This window comes from Campylobacter sp. FU_497 (genome assembly GCF_025772425.1).
GTDB lineage: Bacteria > Campylobacterota > Campylobacteria > Campylobacterales > Campylobacteraceae > Campylobacter_D > Campylobacter_D lari_C.
This window is the reverse complement of the sequence record NZ_JAKMSC010000001.1, coordinates 173,047-193,368: the sequence shown is the minus strand read 5'-3', so window position 1 is coordinate 193,368 and position 20,322 is coordinate 173,047. Positions and strand designations below refer to the sequence as shown.

The 20,322-nt window shown below is 29.6% G+C and carries 19 protein-coding genes, 1 pseudogene and 1 riboswitch; of the genes and pseudogenes, 12 read left to right on the top strand and 8 right to left on the bottom strand.

What is annotated here, in order from left to right:
* Window position 1 precedes the first annotated feature (1 nt).
* The 6 genes from L8W68_RS01075 (at window position 2) to hpf (ending at window position 6,604) form a co-directional block, all read left to right on the top strand.
* Entirely contained in the window at window positions 2–1,171 is a 1,170-nt protein-coding gene (locus L8W68_RS01075) for a Mur ligase family protein (protein WP_263674681.1), read from the top strand.
* A complete protein-coding gene (locus tag L8W68_RS01070; RefSeq protein WP_235375851.1) occupies window positions 1,158–2,069 on the top strand; it encodes a M23 family metallopeptidase in 912 nt (303 codons plus the stop codon). The genes L8W68_RS01075 and L8W68_RS01070 overlap by 14 nt, the downstream gene beginning before the upstream one ends.
* Window positions 1,997–2,401 (top strand): bactofilin domain-containing protein, encoded by a 405-nt coding sequence (locus tag L8W68_RS01065; RefSeq protein WP_039618668.1) that lies wholly within the window; start codon window positions 1,997–1,999, stop codon window positions 2,399–2,401. Before L8W68_RS01070 ends, L8W68_RS01065 begins: the two co-directional genes overlap by 73 nt.
* Window positions 2,391–5,330: a DEAD/DEAH box helicase gene (locus L8W68_RS01060; protein ID WP_263674680.1), complete on the top strand. Its 2,940-nt coding sequence runs from the start codon at window positions 2,391–2,393 to the stop codon at window positions 5,328–5,330. Before L8W68_RS01065 ends, L8W68_RS01060 begins: the two co-directional genes overlap by 11 nt.
* Window positions 5,327–6,007 carry a 3-methyladenine DNA glycosylase gene (locus L8W68_RS01055; RefSeq protein WP_263674678.1) on the top strand — a complete coding sequence of 227 codons (681 nt, stop codon included), beginning with the start codon at window positions 5,327–5,329 and terminating at the stop codon, window positions 6,005–6,007. Before L8W68_RS01060 ends, L8W68_RS01055 begins: the two co-directional genes overlap by 4 nt.
* A 78-nt stretch (window positions 6,008–6,085) precedes the next feature.
* A complete protein-coding gene (hpf, locus tag L8W68_RS01050; protein WP_039618662.1) occupies window positions 6,086–6,604 on the top strand; it encodes a ribosome hibernation-promoting factor, HPF/YfiA family in 519 nt (172 codons plus the stop codon).
* 32 nt (window positions 6,605–6,636) lie between these two features.
* Here the strand turns inward: hpf and L8W68_RS01045 are convergent, their stop codons facing one another.
* Complete coding sequence (locus tag L8W68_RS01045) at window positions 6,637–9,180, bottom strand: hypothetical protein (protein WP_263674676.1); 2,544 nt, start codon at window positions 9,178–9,180, stop codon at window positions 6,637–6,639.
* A gap of 163 nt (window positions 9,181–9,343) precedes the next feature.
* Here L8W68_RS01045 and groES point away from each other — a divergent pair, with 163 nt between their 5' ends.
* From groES to L8W68_RS01030, 3 genes are all read left to right on the top strand, one after another.
* Entirely contained in the window at window positions 9,344–9,604 is a 261-nt protein-coding gene (groES, locus tag L8W68_RS01040; RefSeq protein ID WP_149062447.1) for a co-chaperone GroES, read from the top strand.
* 13 nt (window positions 9,605–9,617) lie between these two features.
* Window positions 9,618–11,255: a chaperonin GroEL gene (gene groL / locus L8W68_RS01035; protein ID WP_070256698.1), complete on the top strand. Its 1,638-nt coding sequence runs from the start codon at window positions 9,618–9,620 to the stop codon at window positions 11,253–11,255.
* Window positions 11,256–11,383: 128 nt separating this feature from the next.
* Complete coding sequence (locus L8W68_RS01030) at window positions 11,384–11,953, top strand: NUDIX domain-containing protein (RefSeq protein ID WP_263674675.1); 570 nt, start codon at window positions 11,384–11,386, stop codon at window positions 11,951–11,953.
* A gap of 10 nt (window positions 11,954–11,963) precedes the next feature.
* Here the strand turns inward: L8W68_RS01030 and L8W68_RS08220 are convergent, their stop codons facing one another.
* From L8W68_RS08220 to rpmB, 5 genes and pseudogenes are all read right to left on the bottom strand, one after another.
* Complete coding sequence (locus L8W68_RS08220) at window positions 11,964–12,344, bottom strand: CZB domain-containing protein (RefSeq protein ID WP_412175548.1); 381 nt, start codon at window positions 12,342–12,344, stop codon at window positions 11,964–11,966.
* Between the two features lie 66 nt (window positions 12,345–12,410).
* Window positions 12,411–12,698: pseudogene (locus tag L8W68_RS08215) on the bottom strand (methyl-accepting chemotaxis protein); the annotation flags it as partial.
* 429 nt (window positions 12,699–13,127) lie between these two features.
* Window positions 13,128–13,343 carry a YdcH family protein gene (locus tag L8W68_RS01020; RefSeq protein ID WP_012661736.1) on the bottom strand — a complete coding sequence of 72 codons (216 nt, stop codon included), beginning with the start codon at window positions 13,341–13,343 and terminating at the stop codon, window positions 13,128–13,130.
* A gap of 47 nt (window positions 13,344–13,390) precedes the next feature.
* Window positions 13,391–14,518 (bottom strand): potassium channel family protein, encoded by a 1,128-nt coding sequence (locus L8W68_RS01015; protein ID WP_263674672.1) that lies wholly within the window; start codon window positions 14,516–14,518, stop codon window positions 13,391–13,393.
* Between the two features lie 25 nt (window positions 14,519–14,543).
* Window positions 14,544–14,738: a 50S ribosomal protein L28 gene (gene rpmB, locus L8W68_RS01010; protein ID WP_039618647.1), complete on the bottom strand. Its 195-nt coding sequence runs from the start codon at window positions 14,736–14,738 to the stop codon at window positions 14,544–14,546.
* Window positions 14,739–14,881: 143 nt separating this feature from the next.
* On the opposite strand from rpmB, the gene rpe reads away from it, so the two are divergent.
* From rpe to thiC, 3 genes are all read left to right on the top strand, one after another.
* Window positions 14,882–15,529 carry a ribulose-phosphate 3-epimerase gene (gene rpe / locus L8W68_RS01005; RefSeq protein ID WP_263674671.1) on the top strand — a complete coding sequence of 216 codons (648 nt, stop codon included), beginning with the start codon at window positions 14,882–14,884 and terminating at the stop codon, window positions 15,527–15,529.
* Window positions 15,526–16,290 carry a 3'-5' exonuclease gene (locus L8W68_RS01000; RefSeq protein ID WP_263674670.1) on the top strand — a complete coding sequence of 255 codons (765 nt, stop codon included), beginning with the start codon at window positions 15,526–15,528 and terminating at the stop codon, window positions 16,288–16,290. The genes rpe and L8W68_RS01000 overlap by 4 nt, the downstream gene beginning before the upstream one ends.
* Before the next feature lie 32 nt (window positions 16,291–16,322).
* A riboswitch (TPP riboswitch) is annotated at window positions 16,323–16,427 on the top strand.
* Window positions 16,428–16,472: 45 nt separating this feature from the next.
* Complete coding sequence (gene thiC, locus L8W68_RS00995) at window positions 16,473–17,771, top strand: phosphomethylpyrimidine synthase ThiC (protein WP_263674668.1); 1,299 nt, start codon at window positions 16,473–16,475, stop codon at window positions 17,769–17,771.
* Window positions 17,772–17,798: 27 nt separating this feature from the next.
* On the opposite strand, the gene L8W68_RS00990 is transcribed toward thiC, so the two are convergent.
* Together L8W68_RS00990 and nrfH are read right to left on the bottom strand one after the other, a co-directional pair.
* Complete coding sequence (locus L8W68_RS00990; RefSeq protein ID WP_263674667.1) at window positions 17,799–19,616, bottom strand: ammonia-forming cytochrome c nitrite reductase subunit c552; 1,818 nt, start codon at window positions 19,614–19,616, stop codon at window positions 17,799–17,801.
* Window positions 19,617–19,632: 16 nt separating this feature from the next.
* Entirely contained in the window at window positions 19,633–20,127 is a 495-nt protein-coding gene (nrfH, locus tag L8W68_RS00985) for a cytochrome c nitrite reductase small subunit (RefSeq protein WP_263674666.1), read from the bottom strand.
* Between the last annotated feature and the right edge of the window lie 195 nt (window positions 20,128–20,322).

The following is a 20,322-nucleotide window of genomic DNA, read 5'->3' as shown; positions in this document are numbered from 1 at the left end:
TATGAAATTCCAACAAACACTCTCACAAAAAACTATATATGTACAAAAAATCAGTAGATTTTTTATGTTTAGTATGTATGAAAAATATAAAAAATTTATTCCAAAAACTAAAAATATTCAAATTATTGGCACTAATGGCAAAGGAAGTACAGGTAGATTTTTAGCACTTTTACTTTTAGAGCAAGGATATAAAGTAGGGCATTATACAAGTCCGCATATTTTTGAATTTAATGAAAGATTTTGGTTAAATGGGAAAATTGTAAGTAATGAGCTTTTGGAAAAGGCGCATGAAGAATTAGAAAGTATTTTTTTAGAAGATATAAAAAAACTTAGTTATTTTGAGTATGCTACTTTTTTAGCTTTTTTTATTTTTAAAGATTGTGATTATGTGATTTTAGAAGCTGGAGTAGGTGGAGAGTATGATGCTACAAGTGTTTTTGAAATAAATTTTAGTGTTTTTACTAAAATAGGTTTTGATCATCAAGATTTATTGGGTAAAAATTTAGAAGAAATAGCAAGAACAAAATTAAAAGCCATGAGCGCTAAAGCTTTAATTAATCATAAGCAAGAAACAAAAGTGTTAAATTTGGCTAAAAAAATAGCTAATTTAAAACAAACCGGTTTAGATATTAGTGCGTTAGATGAAAATGAGGTCATTTATCCTTATGTGCAAGAATATATTCAAAAATATAATTTAGCAACTTTTTTAAAAGATAATCTTTTTTTAGCCTTAGAAGTTTTTTCTAAAATTTGTGCCAAAAATGAAAAAGAATTGATTCAAAGTATCAAAAATTTGCCAAAACTTGATTTGAAAGGAAGGTGCGAGCAAATAAGTCAAAATATTTTTGTTGATGTAGGTCATAATGAAATGGCTGCTTTAGCTTTAGCTGAAATTTTCAAGGAAAAAAAAGTTCATTTAGTTTATAATTGCTTTTTAGATAAAGATTCTTATAAAATTTTAAGGGCTTTAAAGCCTATAATAAAAATAGTTGAAATTTATGAGTATGAAAGCAAAGATAGGCCTTTGGCAGGCTCTGTTTTGCTAGAAAATTTAGAAAAATTAGATATTGCTTATCAAAAATTTGAACAAATAAAAAAAGATGAGTTGTATTTGGTTTTTGGTTCTTTTGTATTGGTAGAAAATTTTTTAAGAGGCTATAATGAAAGATAAATTTACGCTAACTATCACAGATGTAAATGGTTCTAGGCATTTTTTATTAAGTCAGATTATAAAAAAAGTAATAATTTATTTTACTTCTTTTGTTTTTGTTGTTATAGTTTTGGGCGCTTTATATATTAATTATTTAGCAGATAAGCGTTCAGAGCTTTTAAAAGAGCAAGAAGCATTATCTTCAAAAAATACTAAATTATTTTCTCAAAATGAAAGCATGCAAAAAAGTTTAGAAGAAAAAACAGCTTTATATGATGAACTTCAAACTCAACTTGCAGATATTGAAGAAAATTTAGGTTTAAAGCAAGATGAGAGCTTAGATATACCAGAAAGATTAGAAAAAGTTAAACTTACCAATGATCAAGCTTATTTATTTTTAACACAAATTCCAAATGGACATGTGATAGAAGATAATGGAATCACGGGTAATTTTGGATGGCGTCATCATCCTATATTAAATAAAAAAGAATTTCATCCAGGCATTGATTTAAGAGCGGCTTTAAATACTCCCATTTATGCACCTGCAAATGGAGTAGTTGAATATGCTGCATATAGTAATAATGGTTATGGCTATTCGGTAATTTTAATCCATAATTTTGGTTTTAAAACAGTATATGCACACATGATGCGCAAAGATGTTGTTAAAGCAGGACAATTTGTAAAAAAAGGTGATTTATTAGGATATACAGGAAATACCGGTCTTTCTACGGGGCCGCATTTGCATTATGAGGTTAGATTTATTAATAAACTTTTAGATCCTAAAATTTTTATAGATTTAAACCGAAAAAACTATGAGCAAATTTTTGAAAAAGAAAGGAGAGTTCCATGGCAATCTTTAATAAAGGCTCTATTGCTACAGTATCCGAAACTACAGTCATTTCAAACGGAGCAAAAATAGAGGGAAAATTTTATTTTGACTCTATGCTTCACTTAGATGGAGAAATTACCGGGGTAATTAATTCTTCTAATGTGATAGTAATAGGCAAAAGTGGTGTTTTAAAAGGACAAGTTAAGGCAAGTAAGATAGTGATTAATGGGGTTTTTGAAGGAGAAATGCAAGTTGATTCTTTAGAAATTTTATCCGGTGGTGTGCTTAATGGCAATATCATAGTTAAACAATTAAGCATTGAAAATGGTGGAAAATTTAACGGAAGTAGTAAAATAATTGAAAAAGATGAAGAACTTGCAACTATTGATGTGAGTATAGAAAATTCAGAAAATGCAAGCTAAATTATATGAATATTTATTAAGCAATAAAACTGAGTTAATAGTTTGTGAGAATGATAAAGAAGCAGATGAATTAGCTCAAGTTTGTTTATTTTTAAATTTAAAAACTTTCATTTTGCCTGATTTTAGGGCAGAATTTGGTAGTGACTTGCGCTCTTTTTCTAAAGAGCTTTTTGAAATTTGTAAAGTTTTAAATGCTTATCATAAAGAAGATGAAAATAAAATTTTAATTTCTCCTATAAAAACAATCTTACAAAAACTCCCCGGGAAAAAGCATCTAAAAAACATTATTCTTAAAAGAAATTCACTTCTTGCTTTAGAGAAATTTAAAGAAGAAATTTTACATAGTGGGTATGAGTTTGTAGATATAGTTCAAGATAAGGGCGAAGTTTCAATACGTGGGGATATTATAGATATTTTTGCAATTAACGAAGAGCAACCTTTTAGAATTTTGCTTTTTTCAGATGAGATAGAAAGTATAAGATATTTTGATATTCATACACAAAAATCAATCCCAAATGAACTTTCAAAGATTGAGATTTGTCCATTTTTGAGTGCTTTTAATCAAGAGCAATATGAAAATTTACAAGAAAAAATTCAAAATTTTCAAAGTCAAAGCATTATCAATGATGTTAATTCTTTAGGTTTTTGGTGTATTGATGATTTTTGTGATTATTTAGATCTAAATTTCACAAGCATAAAAAAATTTGATATAAATGATTTTGAAGAAGATATTAGTAAAATCAATCAAAATATTTTACCTGAACCAAGATTTTGTAAAGATTTAGTAAGTTCCTATAATCATGATTTTTTCACTTTTCATAAAGATAAAAAAATTACTGTTTTAGCAAAAAATGAAGCTTTGTTTAAAGCTTTAAATTTACAAGAATTTCCAAATATTAAATTAAAAATATCTCAAGAGAGAATTAATTTAAGCACTCAAGATGAGCTTATCATCTCTTTAAATAAAAAAGAAAAAAATAAAAGAGTTAGAAAAGCAAGTTTGGTAATAGATGAGCTTAGAGTCGGGGATTTTGTTGTGCATGAAGATTATGGTATAGCTAAATTTTTAGGTCTTGAGATTATTATAATTGCAGGAGCAAAAAAAGAATTTGTAGCTCTTGGGTATTTAAATAATGACAAGCTTTTATTGCCTGTTGAAAATTTATATATGATTGATAAATATATCGGCGCAAGTGGTGGTGTGCCTTTGCTTGATAAGCTTGGAAAAGGAAGTTTTCTAAAAATCAAAGAAAGATTAAAGGAAAAACTATTTGCCATTGCTTCAAATATAGTTTCTTTGGCAGCGGCTAGAGCTTTGATAAAGGCAAAAGAATTAAAAATCTCTCAAGAATTACAAGATGAATTTATCAATAAAGCGGGATTTTTTTATACTAAAGATCAAAGTCAAGTTTGCCAAGAAATCACTCAAGATTTAAAAAGTATGCAGGTAATGGATAGGCTTTTAAGTGGCGATGTGGGTTTTGGTAAAACAGAAGTTGCTATGAACGCTATATTTACTTGTGTAAAAAGTGGCTATACGGCTTTGTTTTTTGTACCAACTACTTTACTTTCAGCTCAGCATTTTAAAACCTTAAAACGAAGATTTGATTCTTTTAATATAGAGGTTTTTAAGCTAGATCGTTTTACTAGTGCTAAAGAAAAAAAACAAGTTTTGGCATTTTTAAAAGAAAATAAACCTTGTGTGGTGGTTGGAACGCATTCTCTTTTAGGAGTTGAGTGTGAAAATTTAGGTTTAGTTGTGATAGATGAGGAGCATAAATTTGGTGTAAAACAAAAAGAAAAACTCAAAGAATTAAGTAAAAACTCCCATATTTTATCTATGTCAGCAACGCCTATACCAAGAAGTTTAAATCAAGCTCTTAGTTCTTTAAAATCATATAGTGTTTTACAAACTCCACCTGAGGATCGTTTGGATGTGCGTACCTTTGTTAGAGAAAGTAATGATGCTTTGATTAAAGAGGCTATTTCAAGAGAATTAAGAAGAGCAGGGCAGATTTTTTATATACACAATCATATAGCAAGTATTGATGGGTGTAAAAAATATCTTTTAGATTTATTTCCGAACTTAAAAATTTTAATCTTGCATTCTAAAATTGATGCGAAAACTACCGAAGAAGAAATGATTAAATTTGAAAATAAAGAATATGATTTATTGCTTTGTACTTCTATAGTTGAAAGTGGTATTGATTTGGCAAATGCAAATACTATTATAGTAGAAAATTCAGATCGCTTTGGTATGGCTGATTTGCACCAACTTAGAGGAAGAGTAGGGCGTAGTGCTAAGCAAGGATATTGTTATTTTTTGATTGAAGATAAGGAAAAAATCACAAAAGATTCTTTAAAAAGACTTACGAGTTTAGAGAGCAATTCTTATTTAGGTTCAGGAAGCGTGCTTGCTTACCATGATTTAGAAATTCGTGGTGGTGGAAATTTATTAGGTGTGGATCAAAGTGGACATATAGAACAAATTGGTTATAGTTTGTATCTTAAAATGTTAGAAGATGAGATTAATAAGCTAAGTAAGAAAGAAGAGGTTAAAGAGAAAAAAATAGATCTAAAGCTTAACATCAATGCCTTTTTAAATAGTGAGTATATTAGTGAAGATCGTTTGAGATTAGAACTTTATAGAAGACTTAGTAAGTGTATGAGTGTTAATGAAGTTTATGAGATAGAAAGTGAGATGAACGATCGTTTTGGAAAGCCTGATATTTTTACTAAGCAGTTTTTGGATTTAATCATCATAAAAATTTTAGCTAGCAAGCATTATAAACTAGTGAGTAATTATGAGCAAAATATTTGTTTTGTAAAAGATGATGAGAGCAAGGAAGTCATTAAGGCAAAAAGTAAAGACGATGATGATGTAATTGAGGCTATTTTGATGCATTTAAGAAAGAGTGAAAAAGCATGAGCGGGTATGAAATTTTTAAAGCTTTAGTTAATGCAAATATTGATTATCAAGATTTTGAGTGGCTAGAAAATAATACTTTAAGCGAGTTTGAAATTTTAATTTCTGTGGTTTTAACCCAAAATACAAACTGGAAAAATGTGTTAAAAGCTTTGATAAATTTAAAACAAGCAAATATTACTAATATAGAAGATTTATCAAAGTTAAGCACTCAAGATTTAGCGCTTTTAATAAAGCCAAGTGGATTTTATAATACCAAAGCAAAATATATTAAAAATTTCGCTCAAAAATATTTCCAAGATTTTAATTCTTTTGAACTTTTTAAAGAAGAAGTAGATAGAGAATGGCTTTTGAGTATTAAAGGCTTGGGTCAAGAAAGTGCAGATGGAATTTTAAATTATATATGTAAAAAAGAAGTTTTAGTGGTTGATGCTTATAGTGCAAAAATAGTTAATTATTTAGGTTATGAGTGCCAAAGTTATGATGAATTGGCAGATTTTTTAAAAAAAGACATAGTTAAAAATCAACAAGAATTGTGTGTTTTATTAAAAAAAGAATGTAAGTTATATGAGCTTTATCAAATTTTTCATGCTTTAATTGTTTCTTTTTGTAAAATGCATTTTCAAGGCAAAAAACTTTCAGTAGATGGTGTGCTTATTTTAGAGCCTTTAAAATTTTAAATTTATTTTTTATTTAAAAAGTTAATTTTTTACGATTAAAGTGCTATAATGTATTTAACTTCATAAAAAGGAGAAGTAATGAATACAAGTATAGTTGGAAAGCAATTTGAGCTAACTGAGTCTATAAAAGAGTATGTGGAAAAAAGCTTTGATGCTTTAAGTAAATATGGCTTAGATGTGATTTCTGCACGTTGTGTTATAAGTGCTGATGAAAGGCATGGAAAGAAAGGATTTTGGGCTGAATTTAGCATTAACTTAGCTGGTATTAATACAGTGGTTGTAAAGCAAAAAGATAAAGACTTATATGCTGCTATAGATTTAGCTATTGATAGAATTTCTAAGGTTTTAAGAAGATTACATGATAAAAATATCACCCATAAACATCAAGATGAGATAAAAGAAAATTTAGTATTGCCAAGTGTGATTGAAGAAGATGAGATAGTTCCAATGGAGCTTGAACTATATAAACCTTTAGAAATTGAAGAAGCATTAGAAAAGCTAAAAGCAAGTAAGGATATATTTTTAGTTTTTAATGACATAGATGCAAAAATGAGAGTGTTATATAAGAAAAAAGATGGTAAATTTGGTTTATTTTAAAAAAATCTAGCCTTTTTTAAAGGCTAGATGTATTAGAAGAGTTTGTTAAAGATTTTATCTATTGCTTGATCTACTTTTTTACCCGTATTTTTAGTACCATCACTAGCATTTCCGCCTATTGTATTAACAATAGAATTTACAACACTTTTTGTATCAAGGCTTACTTTAGGATCTTGTGTTGTTCCTTTTATAATGCCTTTAAAATTTGCTCTATCAATAACAATATTAAAAGGAATGTTTAATTTAGTACTTTTTGTATCAATCTTACCTTTACTGATATTGATATTGCTTCTATCGGCCACTAGGTTTAAATTTAAATCTATAAGATTTTTATTGATATTTATTTTAGCTTCACCATTGCGATATATATCTTGAGTGATATCTTTTTGTAAAAGTAGCATTAAAGCACTTGTGATGAGGTTTTTCTTAAGTTGCCCATCGGCTAAGTTCATTAGCACCACACCACTTTCTTTTAAAAGATTATAGTCAATACTTAAATTTGATTTTGCTTGGTAATAATCAGGTAAATCTAAACTTTGAGCTAAATTTGAAAGATCGGTATTTTGCATTTTAGCGTTAAAAATATTATTTTTTAATGTTGCATTTAATGAGCCGTTAAATATATTTTTACTATTAACACTTGCATCTATTAAAGCATTTTTAAAATCAAATTTTCCTTCAAAATCAGCCTTGCCTTTCAAGTTTCTATCGACTAAAAATCCTAGCTTAGAAAAATCTTGCAATGAAATATTATAAGTGCTTGCTAGAGCCATTTGATTAAGATCAAATTTTCCTTTTAGTGAATTAATATTTGCAAATGAACTTAGAGCTTTAGCATTAAAATCAATGATTGATTTAGAAATTTTTCCATCAAGATTGATTTTTGCTGAAGTATTCTTTGGAAATTTTTTATCTAAAAGCTTAGATAATTCTACTTCATTAAAAGAAGAATTAATAATGGCTTTAAAATCACCATTAATATTGTTAAAATCAAGTGTTTTTAAATCAATGTTAGCATTTACATCTCCATAAGCTAAAACTTTTTGTCCTATTAAAGGAAAAAGTTGTTCTAATTTTATATTATCAACTTTCGCTTGTAAACTTTTTCCATTAGATTTTGCATTGATAAGCCCTTGCATGATTTTAATATTTGCATCAAGATTTTGAATTTGATTTGCCTTAAGATCAACTTTGGCATCTAAATTTAACGGTCCATTGAGATCTTGCTTTGTTAAAGGTTTTAATTTGTTAAGATTATCTACAAAAGCACTAATTTGTGCTTTTAAATCTTTGTTTGTAAGGTTATATGAGCCTTTTAGCTGAGGTATTTTTGCTATGTTTGAATCAAGCAAAGCTTCATAATCAATCAAAGAATTTTTCGCATTTGCTTTAGCTTGTAGATTAAAAGTTGTTTTTGGAAAATCAAGATTGCTTAGTTTTTTAAATTCTATAACATTTATATTTGCATTGTCTAATCTAGTATTTAGATTGAAATTTTTAAAATCAAGTCCTTGTGCTTTTAAATCTAAAATTAATTTAGAATTAATAAAAGCAGGCATAGAAATAGTTTTTAAAAGCTCTGCTACTTCTATATTAGTTGTGTTGATGTTAAGATTATTATTTTCTAAAATAGCTTTTAAGCTACCACCAAATCCAAGCAAGTTAGCATCTAATTTTTGCAATTGATTGCTTGCAAAAAGTAAATTACCTTGAATTTGACTGTTACCTTGGAGTTTCATTTTAGCTAAAGATGAAAATTGATTAAAATCATCTATTTTGATGTCAAAATCACTAGTTAAGCTTTGTTTTGTTATATCATAAATACTTTTTTGTGTATAAAGTTTAAAAAAATTGCTTAAAATTTCACTTTTAGAAATAATTTCATTGTTTTGGATTAAAGATCTTATTTCGCCTTTTATATAGCTTTGTTTTGGTAAGCTTAGATTAAAATCTTTTTCAATTAGAGTATTGTTGATAGAACTTGTGTAAAAATTAATCAAAGCATTACCATTTGGTTTTAAATCTTTAGCTTGTATATCACTTATAATACTAATTTTTCCTTGAGCATATCTTGGTAGATTAGTAAAATCTAAAATTTGAGCCAAATCTATATTTTTTCCAATAAATTCAAGATTTATAGGAGAAAAATCAACAATTTTTGCATCTAAGCTAAGATTAGAATCAAACAAAAATCCATTGCCTTTTACTGAAAAATCACTACTTTTACCTACAACATTACCCTTAAATGTAAAGTCTTTATCACTTTTTAAACCAAGTTCTTGAATATAATTTTGTTTAAGTCCTAAAAGATAATTTAAATCAAATCCTAGTCTTAAAGGTGATATACCACCTTCTATATTAGCAAAAAATTTATCATCAATATTTGCTTTAATGTCAAGTTGTGAAAAACTAATTTTAAAATTTTCAAATTTAACATTCATACCGCTTTTTTGAGCAATTATCGTTTCGATTCTTGGCTTTAAAAAAGCATTACCCATACTTGTAAATAATAATGTATATATAGCTAATAATGCCACACACACTACGCCTAAAAGAATGTAAAGAATTTTTTTCATGAGAAACCTTTATAATGATATATCATATAAATTTAGTGATATAGACTAAACTTATATGATATATTTTACTTAATTTATTGACAATTAACTTTCTTTAATGTATAATTCTATCACTCAAAAACAAAGAGTGCTAAAAAAAGGCACATTTTAGAAAGGATAAAAAATGAATTTTCAACCTCTAGGAAAGCGCATTTTAGTAAAACGCTTAGAAGAAATGAAAACTACTGCTTCTGGGATTATTATACCAGATAATGCTAAAGAAAAGCCATTAAATGGTGAAGTTGTTGCAGTGAGTAAAGAAATAGAAGATGTTAAAGTAAATGATAAAGTAATGTTTGCAAAATACGGCGGAACTGAAATAAAACTTGATAATGAAGAGTATTTAGTTCTTAATATTGATGATGTTTTAGGGATTATTAAATAAAAAAGGATAAAAAATGGCAAAAGAAATATTTTTTTCAGACGAAGCAAGAAATAAACTTTATGAAGGTGTTAAAAAACTTAATGATGCAGTAAAAGTTACTATGGGACCACGTGGTCGTAATGTATTAATCCAAAAAAGTTTTGGCGCTCCAACTATCACAAAAGATGGTGTGAGTGTGGCTAAAGAAGTGGAATTAAAAGATTCTTTAGAAAATATGGGTGCTTCTTTAGTTAGAGAAGTAGCTAGTAAAACAGCTGATCAAGCAGGCGATGGAACAACAACAGCAACAGTTTTAGCGCATGCTATTTTTAAAGAAGGTTTAAGAAATATCACAGCAGGTGCGAATCCTATTGAAGTTAAAAGAGGTATGGATAAAGCTTGCGAAGCTATAGTTGCTGAACTTAAAAAACTTTCTCGTGAAGTTAAAGATAAAAAAGAAATAGCTCAAGTTGCGACAATTTCTGCAAATTCAGATGAGAAAATCGGAAATTTAATCGCTGATGCTATGGAAAAAGTTGGAAAAGATGGTGTTATTACTGTTGAAGAAGCAAAATCAATCAATGATGAATTAAATGTAGTTGAAGGTATGCAATTTGATAGAGGTTATTTAAGCCCATATTTCATTACAAATACTGAAAAAATGACAGCTGAATTGCAAAATCCTTTTATTTTGTTATTTGATAAAAAAATTGCCAACTTAAAAGATTTATTACCAATTTTGGAACAAATTCAAAAAACAGGAAAACCACTTTTAATTATAGCTGAAGATATTGAAGGTGAAGCTTTGGCAACTTTAGTTGTAAATAAATTAAGAGGTGTTTTAAATATTTCAGCAGTTAAAGCTCCTGGATTTGGCGATAGAAGAAAAGCTATGCTCGAAGATATTGCTATTTTAACAGGTGGTGAAGTGATTTCTGAAGAGCTTGGAAGAACTTTAGAAAGTGCTAGTATTCAAGATTTAGGTCAAGCTTCAAGCGTGATTATTGATAAAGATAATACAACTATTGTAAATGGTGCAGGTGAAAAAGCAAATATTGATGCAAGAATTAACCAAATCAAAGCTCAAATTGCTGAAACAAGCTCAGATTATGATAGAGAAAAACTACAAGAAAGATTAGCTAAATTAAGTGGTGGTGTAGCGGTGATTAAAGTTGGTGCGGCTACTGAAACTGAAATGAAAGAGAAAAAAGATAGAGTTGATGATGCATTAAGCGCTACAAAAGCTGCTGTTGAAGAAGGTATTGTAATAGGCGGTGGTGCTGCATTAATCAAAGCAAAATCAAAAATCAGCTTGAATTTGCAAGGTGATGAGGCTATTGGTGCAGCTATTGTAGAAAGAGCTTTAAGAGCACCTTTAAGACAAATTGCTGAAAATGCTGGATTTGATGCTGGTGTGGTTGTAAATACAGTAGAAAATAGTAAAGAAGAAAATACCGGTTTTGATGCTGCAAAAGGTGAATATGTAAATATGCTTGAAAGTGGTATTATTGATCCTGTTAAAGTAGAAAGAGTGGCTTTACTTAATGCAGTTTCAGTAGCTAGCATGCTTTTAACAACTGAAGCTACAATTAGTGAAATCAAAGAAGACAAACCTGCTATGCCTGATATGAGTGGCATGGGTGGTATGGGAGGCATGGGCGGTATGATGTAATAACCGCCTTTATATTTTTTAGCTTTCTTTATAGAGTTGCTTTTTGTAGCAACTCTTTTAAATTCTTTTATATTTTTCCATACTCATTTTATTTTGTTATAATAGATGTAAAATTATAAGGATTTTACATGAAAAATTTACAAGAAGAGCAATTTTCCAACTCAAAATACATTAAACCTAAAAGATACACTTATATAGGCAAAGATGATAAAAAATATACTTGGGATTTTATAGAAGCATTAGATAGTGTTTCTGTTTTTTTATATCATACTCAAAAAGATTCTTTTGTTTTTGTAAAGCAATTTAGAATTCCTTTATGGGATTATCAAAAACGTAATAATTTGTATTTAGATGAGATAGGATTTAGTATAGAACTTTGTTCAGGGCTTGTTGATAAAGATTTGAGTTTGGAAGAAATAGCTAAAGAAGAATGTATAGAAGAATTGGGTTATGCTCCTAAGGTTGTAGAAAAAATAGGGGAATTTTATACAGGTTTTGGTTCAGGTGTTAGTAGACAGTTTTTATTCTATGCTGAAATTAATGAAGATAATAAAATTGGCCATGGTGGTGGAATTGAGGGAGAAGATATCCAAGCAGTATGGATAAAGAGAAAAGACTTTGAAAAATTTTCTAAAGAAAATCCTATCAAAACTCCTTTACTTGAATATGCTTATTTATGGTTTAAAGGTAAGAATTAATCTTACCTTTTTATTTTTTTTCTTCCTTGTTTTCAATGTTTGGATCTTTTTCATCAAGCATTTCTTTAAAGATGTTAAATAAATCTTCTGAGGCTTTTTCAGCATTAGAACATTTGTCTAAAATTTGATTTTGTACTAGCTTGTTGCTTGTATCTTCATCATGAGCTAAAGCAACAGCTTGGTTGATATTTTCATGCACTTTTTGATGTGGTAAATTTAACTTACCAAAAGCTCTTCTGCTAGAAAATCTTTCTTTACCAACTCCTGCGATCCATTTTGCAAGCCTACAGCTTAAATGATCAGATAGCGCTTTACCAGAAGCATGAATGATTTCATTATAACCATTGAGTTTAAAGGCAACGTGATCTAGTTTAGCTAAAGAAACAAAAATTTCAGAAGCAATACGTTTAGCGTGCGAGCTAGTTGAGTTTGCATTTGAAATAAGTTGAGTAAATTTGCTAGAAAATTGTACTATGTGTTCGTTTGATTCTAATGACACTTTTTCTACTTGTTCGCTTTGTCCATACATTTCATCTGCATTTTGTTTGAGTAGATTAATGTTTAATTCTACTTCTGATGTTGCTTTTTGTGTTTTTTCAGCAAGTTTTCTAACTTCATCAGCAACAACAGCAAAACCTCTACCATGCTCTCCTGCTCTAGCAGCTTCTATAGCGGCATTTAGTGCTAATAGGTTAGTTTGATCAGATACATCTTTGATTAAGTTAATAACATTAGTGATCTCATCAACACTGCGGTGTAAGTTACCTGCTGTATCTCTTGAACGATTAGCTGATTCAATAATGCTTTGAAGTGAGGATATAATTGAATGTGTGATAGAATTTAATTCTTGCATATCTTCTAAAGAAGAATCAGAGTACTGAGAAATCATTTCTGCTTTATTGACATTTTCTTGCATATCACTTTGAACATTTGAAATGCCTTTTAAAACGCCAGTTAGTAGCATTTCTAAAAGATGAGTTTCAAGCTCAGTTTTACCGCAATTACCTTGAAGTTGTTTTTCATAATTCTCAATTAATTCTTGCTTTTCCAAAAGAAGTTTTTTGTTTTCTTCTTCTAATTCTTTGATTTTATTTTGTAATTCTTCAAAGTCTTGTTTTGATTGACTTTTTTTTCCAAACATGTTTTATCCTTAAAGTAAAAATTTCATAGAGAATTATTTTTTATAATTTGATAAGTAAGTATTTAGCTCATCCTTTAATCTCAATTTTTCTTTTTTTAGATTAGCTATTTCTAAGCTATCTAAGTGAATTCTGCCTTCTTCTGCGTCTTTGATTTTATGGTCAAGTTCGTTATGCTCTTCAAATAGTTTATCAAAGTGCATATCTTTGCCTTTTAACTCAGTGATTAAATCTCTAAATTCGTGTAGCATATAAGCCTCCTTTTTAAAATTAATGTTTGATTATAACTTAAAATAAGTTAAATATATTTTAACTCATCAGGTTTTTGTTTATTTTTGATAATCTTTTTAGCTATTTTTATACTATCTGCTGTACCTACGATTAATAATTTTGCTCCAGTACCTATTAAAGTGTCACCTCTTGGCATGGGTGTGAATTTTTTATTTTCTAAAATTCCTACTATACTTACATTTGCCATATCTCTTAAATGAATTTCTTTTAATCTTTTAAATCTTACCCATGATTCATCAGGAATTTTAACCTCTTCTAAATCAATAGGGCTATTTTTTTTATAAAGATAATTTTCTAATAAATTTTCCATATCCGGTCTTGCTGACATCGCACTAAGTCTTTGTGCAACTAATTTTGTAGCAGAAACTATTGAATTTGCTCCAAGTTTTTTGAGTTTTTCTGTTTCATCTTCATTGCTTGAGCTAGCTAGTATAAAATAAGGATTGATTCTTTGTAATTCTTTTTCAAATAATCTTACTGAAGCGATGATGGCAATATTATCTGCTATGTTATTGCTAAGGGTTATTACGCCTTTTGCGCTAGAAAGATTGGTCTTTAAAAAGGCTATATTTGTATGTGGAGCACTTTCTATATAATAAGGATAATTATATTTTTCAGCTATCTCGCTAAAATTTTCTATTTCATCAACAACAACAAAAGGAATGTGATTTTCTCTAAATTGCTGTGCTAATTCAATGGTAAAATCATTATGATAGCATATTACAAAATGATTTTTTAATCTTGCAACTTTATGAAGCATTCTTCTCTCCTTGATTATTTTAGACAAGATTCCTTTTTTTACTATTTCTATCACTAAACCCATGCAAAAAGTAAATATTGTAAAAGTTAATAATACATATATAACGGTAAAAATTCTACCCGCTGTTGGTATGGGATTGACTTCAGTGTAGCCTAAAGTGGTAAATGTCATACCAGCTTGGTAAATAGCATCATTGAGATTATAATTACTTGTAAGCATATAACCAAAAGCTCCAATTAGTGTCATTATTACGACAGCAATAAGAGGGATTCTTAAAAATCTAAGCTGCTCGTAAAGCTCGTCGTTAAGATTAATCGAAGGTTTTGGGGATGGGGACCAATTGAGGAATTTTTGTAGCTTTTTCAAAAAAGACATAACAATTCCTCGTTTATATTAAGGATTATTTACCGCTTTGTTTTTTAAGTGTTCTTAAAGTTGAAGCAGCTACTCTAACTTTTCTAGTAGTTCCATCTTCTAAAGTGATACGAACTGTTCTTAAATTTGGCAAAAAGCGTCTTTTAGTTTTATTGTTAGCATGGCTAACATTGTTACCTACCATAGGTCCTTTTCCTGTAATTTGGCAAATTCTTGACATAAATTTTTCCTTATGAAATAAAAATAATTTTTAGCATTATATCTAAAACAAGCTTAAAAAAATCAAATATTATTAAAAATACATAAAGAAAATTTGATAATAAGTATGATAAAATTATTTTTTACTTTTATTGGAGATATGAAATGTATGTAGCACCAAGTTTATTGTCTGCAAATTTTTTAAATTTAGAAAATGAAATTAAAGAAGTGTCTCAAGCAGGGGCTGATTTATTGCATATTGATGTGATGGATGGGCATTTTGTACCAAATCTTACTTTTGGTCCTTGTGTGGTTGAAAATATTTCAAAAATTACTTCAGTGCCTTTAGACGTGCATTTAATGGTGTATAATGTTAGTAGTTTTGTGGATTTATTTATTCCGGTAAAACCAAAATTCATTAGTTTTCATTTAGAGGCTGAAAATCATCCTATTAGAGTGTGTGAGTATATAAGAAAAAATGGCATTCATCCTGCTATTGTTTTAAATCCACATACCCCAGTTTCAAGTGTAGAATATATTTTAGAATTTGTAGATATGGTGCTTTTAATGAGTGTTAATCCAGGCTTTGGCGGGCAAAGTTTTTTACCTTTAGTGTATGATAAAATTCGACAGTTAAGAGAAATGATAGATAGAAAAAATCTTAAAGTTTTTATAGAAGTAGATGGTGGGGTAAATGGCTTAAACGCACCTGATTTAGATGAAGCAGGAGCTGATATTTTAGTCGCAGGTAGTTATATCTTTTCCTCGCAAGATAAAAAAACAGCAATCAATTCTTTAAAGCTTGAATTTTGAGCCAACAACAAATCGATGATTTAATCATCAAGCTAAGCAAAGAAAACAAGCCCTTTCCTTGGGTCTTAAAAGAGCTTGCAAAAATAGAAGAATTAAATCATTATGATTTCGATTTATATATTTTTGAGCTTTTAGGGCTAGGGGTAGAGCTTAATGCGCAAAATTGCTTATGCTTAAAAAGTAAAAATACAAAAATAAAAGATGAGATTTTTTGTGTTGTAGATATTGAAAGCACCGGTGGGATAAAAAGTGGTCAAATTTTAGAAATAGGTGCGGTGAAAATTCAAAATTATAAAGAAATTGATAGATTTGAGAGTTTTATAAAAGTAGAAAGCATACCTGAAAATATTACAGAATTAACAGGGATTAGTTTGGATATGGTAAAAAATGCTCCTTCTTTAAAAACCGTGTTAAATGATTTTAAGTTATTTTTAAAAGATAGCATTTTTGTTGCACACAATGTACGTTTTGATTATCATTTTATATCTAAAGCTATGTATGAAAATGATTTTGGAGTACTTTTAAATAGAAGATTATGCACTATTGATTTAGCTAAAAAATGCATTGAAAGTCCCAAATACGGTCTTGATGCACTAAAAGAGTTTTTGTGTATCGAAAGTAAGCATCATAGAGCCTTAAGTGATGCTTTAGCTGCAAGTGAAATTTTAAAATACTGTCTTAAAAAAATTCCTTTTTATATAAAAACTACCGAAGAATTGTTACATTTTAGCAAGCAAGCTAAAAATCAAATAAAAAAATAAACTTTGTTTTGTATTTATTGTTATACTTGCTTTGCATAAATGACGGGAGCTTGTGATACAGGCTGAGAGTAAGCTAAAAGCTTAGACCGCACCAGAACTAGGTAATGCTAGCGTTGGGATAATTTATCAACTACTCACATACCCTTCATTTATCCAAATTTTTATTTTAAGGATAAATTTAAATGAAAACTCAAATATCTTATGCAAGAGAAGGAATTCTCACAAAACAAATGCAAATTGTTGCACAAAAAGAGCAAGTAAGTGAAGATTTTTTGCTTGAAAATATAGCATGTGGAAAAATTATTATTCCTGCAAATATTAATCATAAAGCACTAGATCCAAATGGTATTGGCTATGGACTTAAAACGAAAGTAAATGTAAATTTAGGCGTTTCAAATGATTGTGTAGATTATAGTGAAGAAATGAAAAAGGTGGAGTTAGCTCATAAATTTAATATAGAGGCTATTATGGATCTTAGTAATTATGGTAAAACCAGTCGTTTTAGAGATGAGCTAATTGCTACTTCAAAAGCTATGATAGGTACTGTGCCTGTTTATGATGCGGTAGGTTTTTTGGAAAAAGATTTAAAGGATATTAGGGCAAAAGATTTTTTAGATGTAGTATATCATCATGCTAAAAGTGGAGTGGATTTTATGACAATTCATGCAGGGATAAATTCTCGTGCTGCTAGGGTTTTTAAAGAGTGCGATAGGATTACTAATATAGTTTCAAGAGGAGGCTCAGTTCTTTATGCTTGGATGCAAATGAATGATGCTGAAAATCCATTCTATGAATATTATGATGATTTACTTGCTATATGCAAGGAATTTGATGTGACACTTTCTTTGGGTGATGCATTAAGACCTGGTTGTACCCATGATGCAAGTGATGCAGCTCAAATTGCTGAACTTATAGAACTTTCATTGTTAACCAAAAGAGCATGGGCTCAAGATGTGCAAGTGATGATAGAAGGACCTGGTCATATGGCTATTAACGAAATAGAAGCTAATATGCAACTTGAAAAAAGAATTTGCAATGGAGCACCTTTTTATGTCTTGGGGCCATTAGTTACTGATATAGGCGCAGGATATGATCATATAAGTGGAGCAATCGGTGGAGCAGTTGCAGCAGCAGCTGGTGCTGATATACTTTGTTATGTAACTCCTGCTGAACATTTAAGACTTCCAAATTTAGAAGATGTAAGAGATGGTATAGTAGCAACTAAAATAGCAGCTCATGCAGGAGATATAGCCAAGCTTCCCAAAGAAAGAAAAATAGATGATGAAATGAGTAAAGCAAGACAAGATATTGATTGGGAAAAAATGTTTAAATTGGCAATTGATGGAGAAAAGGCTAAGAAAATGTTTAATGAAAGAAAACCTGAAGAGCTTAATTCTTGCTCAATGTGTGGAAAAATGTGTGCTATGAACACTATGAATAAAATTTTAAAAGGTGAGGATGTAAGTTTGATAAAAGAATAAACCCTCGATTGTGAGGGTTTAGTATGATTAATCTATTACTTTATAATTATAAGGTTTTAGATTTTTATCATCTTCAAGAAGTTTTGCTGGTGGATTACCATTTACTTCTTGATGTTTATAGTAGCGATCGCCTGCTTTGTTGCCATTTAGATCTACTTTATAGTGAATTTCACCCGGATTTAATTTTTGAATATCTTCAAAACCTAAATTTGAAGTTTTGAAATCTTTAATACCATTTTTGGCGGCAATTTCTACTAGTTTAGTTTGTCCTTGTCTTGACATATCAACTGATTGTAAAAGCATTCTTGAAGCTTCTCTAGGATTGTGGAAACCTGTTGAGTTTTCAGCACCTACAAAGTCTGCTCTAATTTGAGATTTTCTATGTAGTTCTAATACTTCTTTTAATTCAGCCGAAATTTTAGCATCATCTGCTTTGCCATCAGTTTGAAATTTAGGCATTTTTCCAAGTTCTGCACGAATAGTTTCTACATCTTTAATCAAGCTTACTAAAGAATATTCAGCTGTTCTTAAATCATGAGCTACTGAATTTTGAATATCTTTTACTTGTTTAGCTAGATAGCTTTCGCTTTGAGTATGGCAAGTTTTACAAGCTGAGTTAATATCAACTAAAGGTGAAGTAATATTGTGGTTAGTAACTTTTTTTGCACCTTTTCTAATATAAGGCATATGACAATCTGCACAACTTACACCATTTGCAGCATGTACTCCACCACTATAAAGTTCGCTTTCTGGGTGTTGAATTTTAATCATTGGTGCTTTTGTGATTTTATGAACCCAATCACTTGGAAAATTTTCTCTATTTTTTTCATAATAATCATCAATCATTTCTATTCTAAATGGCTCGCCTTTTTTCCACTCGCTCCATGGAAATGCTAGCTCTATACCATCAACTTCGATTTCAACTGGCTTGTTACCATCTCTCCAAGAATCAAACTCATCGTAAGTTTTTTGAGTGCCATTCCACCATTTTTTAGAACTATCATTAGCAATACTTTCGCCTATAGTTTTCACTTTAGTGCCTGTTGGTTTGAAGTAGTATTCAACATGACATTGAGAGCATACTAAAGTTCTCATTTCGCTTCTTGAAGCTTTAATGCCTTGTTTTTCGTCTGCTTCATAACCTCTTGAAATTAATGCTTTAATTAAAGCTGGTCTTGTAAGTCTTAAACTCATATCTGTTGGGTTGTGGCAATCTGCGCATGTTACACCCATTCTTTTTCCACCATGAGGTCCGCTGTGTTCAGGTGAGTTTTCTTTAGCTCCATTTACAGCTGGGATAGTTTTAACCATAGTCCAATATTTTGCAGAGTTAAATGCTACCCAATCGCCTTTTGCAGTGTTGTTTAAAAGCCATGGAGTCCATCCGCTATGGCAGTTCATACAAGCTGTTGGTTGACCGCCAAATCCTGTAAAACCATGTGCATTTAAGAAATCTTTATTATTTCTAGCTGTATCCATTTGATCTACTTGAACCCAAAAGTGTCCTCTTTCTTCATTTGCATCAATGCTAAATGGATAACCTGCCCAAAGAACAGTTAATTGCGGATAGCGAATTAGTTTTGAATAAGCTAAGTTCCCGCCAAATTCTGTTGCATTAGGTGCTTGTTTTTCCACTGCTGTATGCATGTCTAAATAATCAGGAAAATTCTTTCCCCAGTAGTCAAAAGTAGGATTTTCATCGCCAAGTTTTACAATTTCTTGAGAGATGATTCCACCTACTGAATCGTTTGTTTTGGCTGTGATATCTTGATTTAACCACAATACGCCCGCAATAGCTACTATAGTAGCACTAATAGCACTATATAAAATGCCTTTGTTATTCATTAAATACTCCTTTCATTTAAAATCCTCTCTTATGACCAACACCTTGATGACAAGATACACAACTTAAAGCATTATCTTTATGTGGATCTAGAGTAGGGTTGATAGTGTTACTCGCAATTTCTTTGTGACATTCTATACAGTTATTTTGGACTATTTCTTTACTTTTTGCATTTGCACTTAAATGCGTAGGTAAAGAATCAAGTTTGAAAGTAAATGCATAAGCATGTCCTAAGCCACTTTGAGCTTTAGCAACCCATTTTTCAAAAAAGCTATGTGGTAAATGGCAATCATTACAGGTTGCTCTTGGCTTACCATCAACTTCTTTAGAGTGTGAAGCTTTCAAATAATCATTATAAACCTCGTTCATAATATGACAATTATTACAGCTTTCACTAGCATCGCTAAAATAAGAAGTGCCTTTGGCATTATGGAAAGTATACATTCCCACGCCTGCTAAAATTACAAGTAAGAAGAGGAAAACAGCAAAAAGTTTTGAGTTTGCTTTTTTCAAAGTCTCTCCTTTGAATGAAGTTTAAGTTACAAGAACTTAAGTGTAATTATATTACACTATAAAACTTAAAAAGTAAATATAAGTTTATTAATCATTTATTATTTTTTTAATAAGAGAAAAAAAGTATTATTTTTTTATATAATTTTATTTACTATTATAAAAATAAAATAAATTTTAATGAAAGAAATACTAAAA

Coding starts and splice junctions, on each gene's coding strand:
- thiC (WP_263674668.1), top strand. CDS start 16,473: ATGAAAACTCAAATATCTTATGCAAGAGAAGGAATTCTCACAAAACAA.
- hpf (WP_039618662.1), top strand. CDS start 6,086: ATGAATACAAGTATAGTTGGAAAGCAATTTGAGCTAACTGAGTCTATA.
- rpe (WP_263674671.1), top strand. CDS start 14,882: ATGTATGTAGCACCAAGTTTATTGTCTGCAAATTTTTTAAATTTAGAA.
- L8W68_RS01020 (WP_012661736.1), bottom strand. CDS start 13,343: ATGCTACACGAATTTAGAGATTTAATCACTGAGTTAAAAGGCAAAGAT.
- groES (WP_149062447.1), top strand. CDS start 9,344: ATGAATTTTCAACCTCTAGGAAAGCGCATTTTAGTAAAACGCTTAGAA.
- L8W68_RS01060 (WP_263674680.1), top strand. CDS start 2,391: ATGCAAGCTAAATTATATGAATATTTATTAAGCAATAAAACTGAGTTA.
- groL (WP_070256698.1), top strand. CDS start 9,618: ATGGCAAAAGAAATATTTTTTTCAGACGAAGCAAGAAATAAACTTTAT.
- L8W68_RS01075 (WP_263674681.1), top strand. CDS start 2: ATGAAATTCCAACAAACACTCTCACAAAAAACTATATATGTACAAAAA.
- L8W68_RS01055 (WP_263674678.1), top strand. CDS start 5,327: ATGAGCGGGTATGAAATTTTTAAAGCTTTAGTTAATGCAAATATTGAT.
- rpmB (WP_039618647.1), bottom strand. CDS start 14,738: ATGTCAAGAATTTGCCAAATTACAGGAAAAGGACCTATGGTAGGTAAC.
- L8W68_RS01045 (WP_263674676.1), bottom strand. CDS start 9,180: ATGAAAAAAATTCTTTACATTCTTTTAGGCGTAGTGTGTGTGGCATTA.
- L8W68_RS01015 (WP_263674672.1), bottom strand. CDS start 14,518: ATGTCTTTTTTGAAAAAGCTACAAAAATTCCTCAATTGGTCCCCATCC.
- L8W68_RS01065 (WP_039618668.1), top strand. CDS start 1,997: ATGGCAATCTTTAATAAAGGCTCTATTGCTACAGTATCCGAAACTACA.
- L8W68_RS01030 (WP_263674675.1), top strand. CDS start 11,384: ATGAAAAATTTACAAGAAGAGCAATTTTCCAACTCAAAATACATTAAA.
- L8W68_RS00990 (WP_263674667.1), bottom strand. CDS start 19,616: ATGAATAACAAAGGCATTTTATATAGTGCTATTAGTGCTACTATAGTA.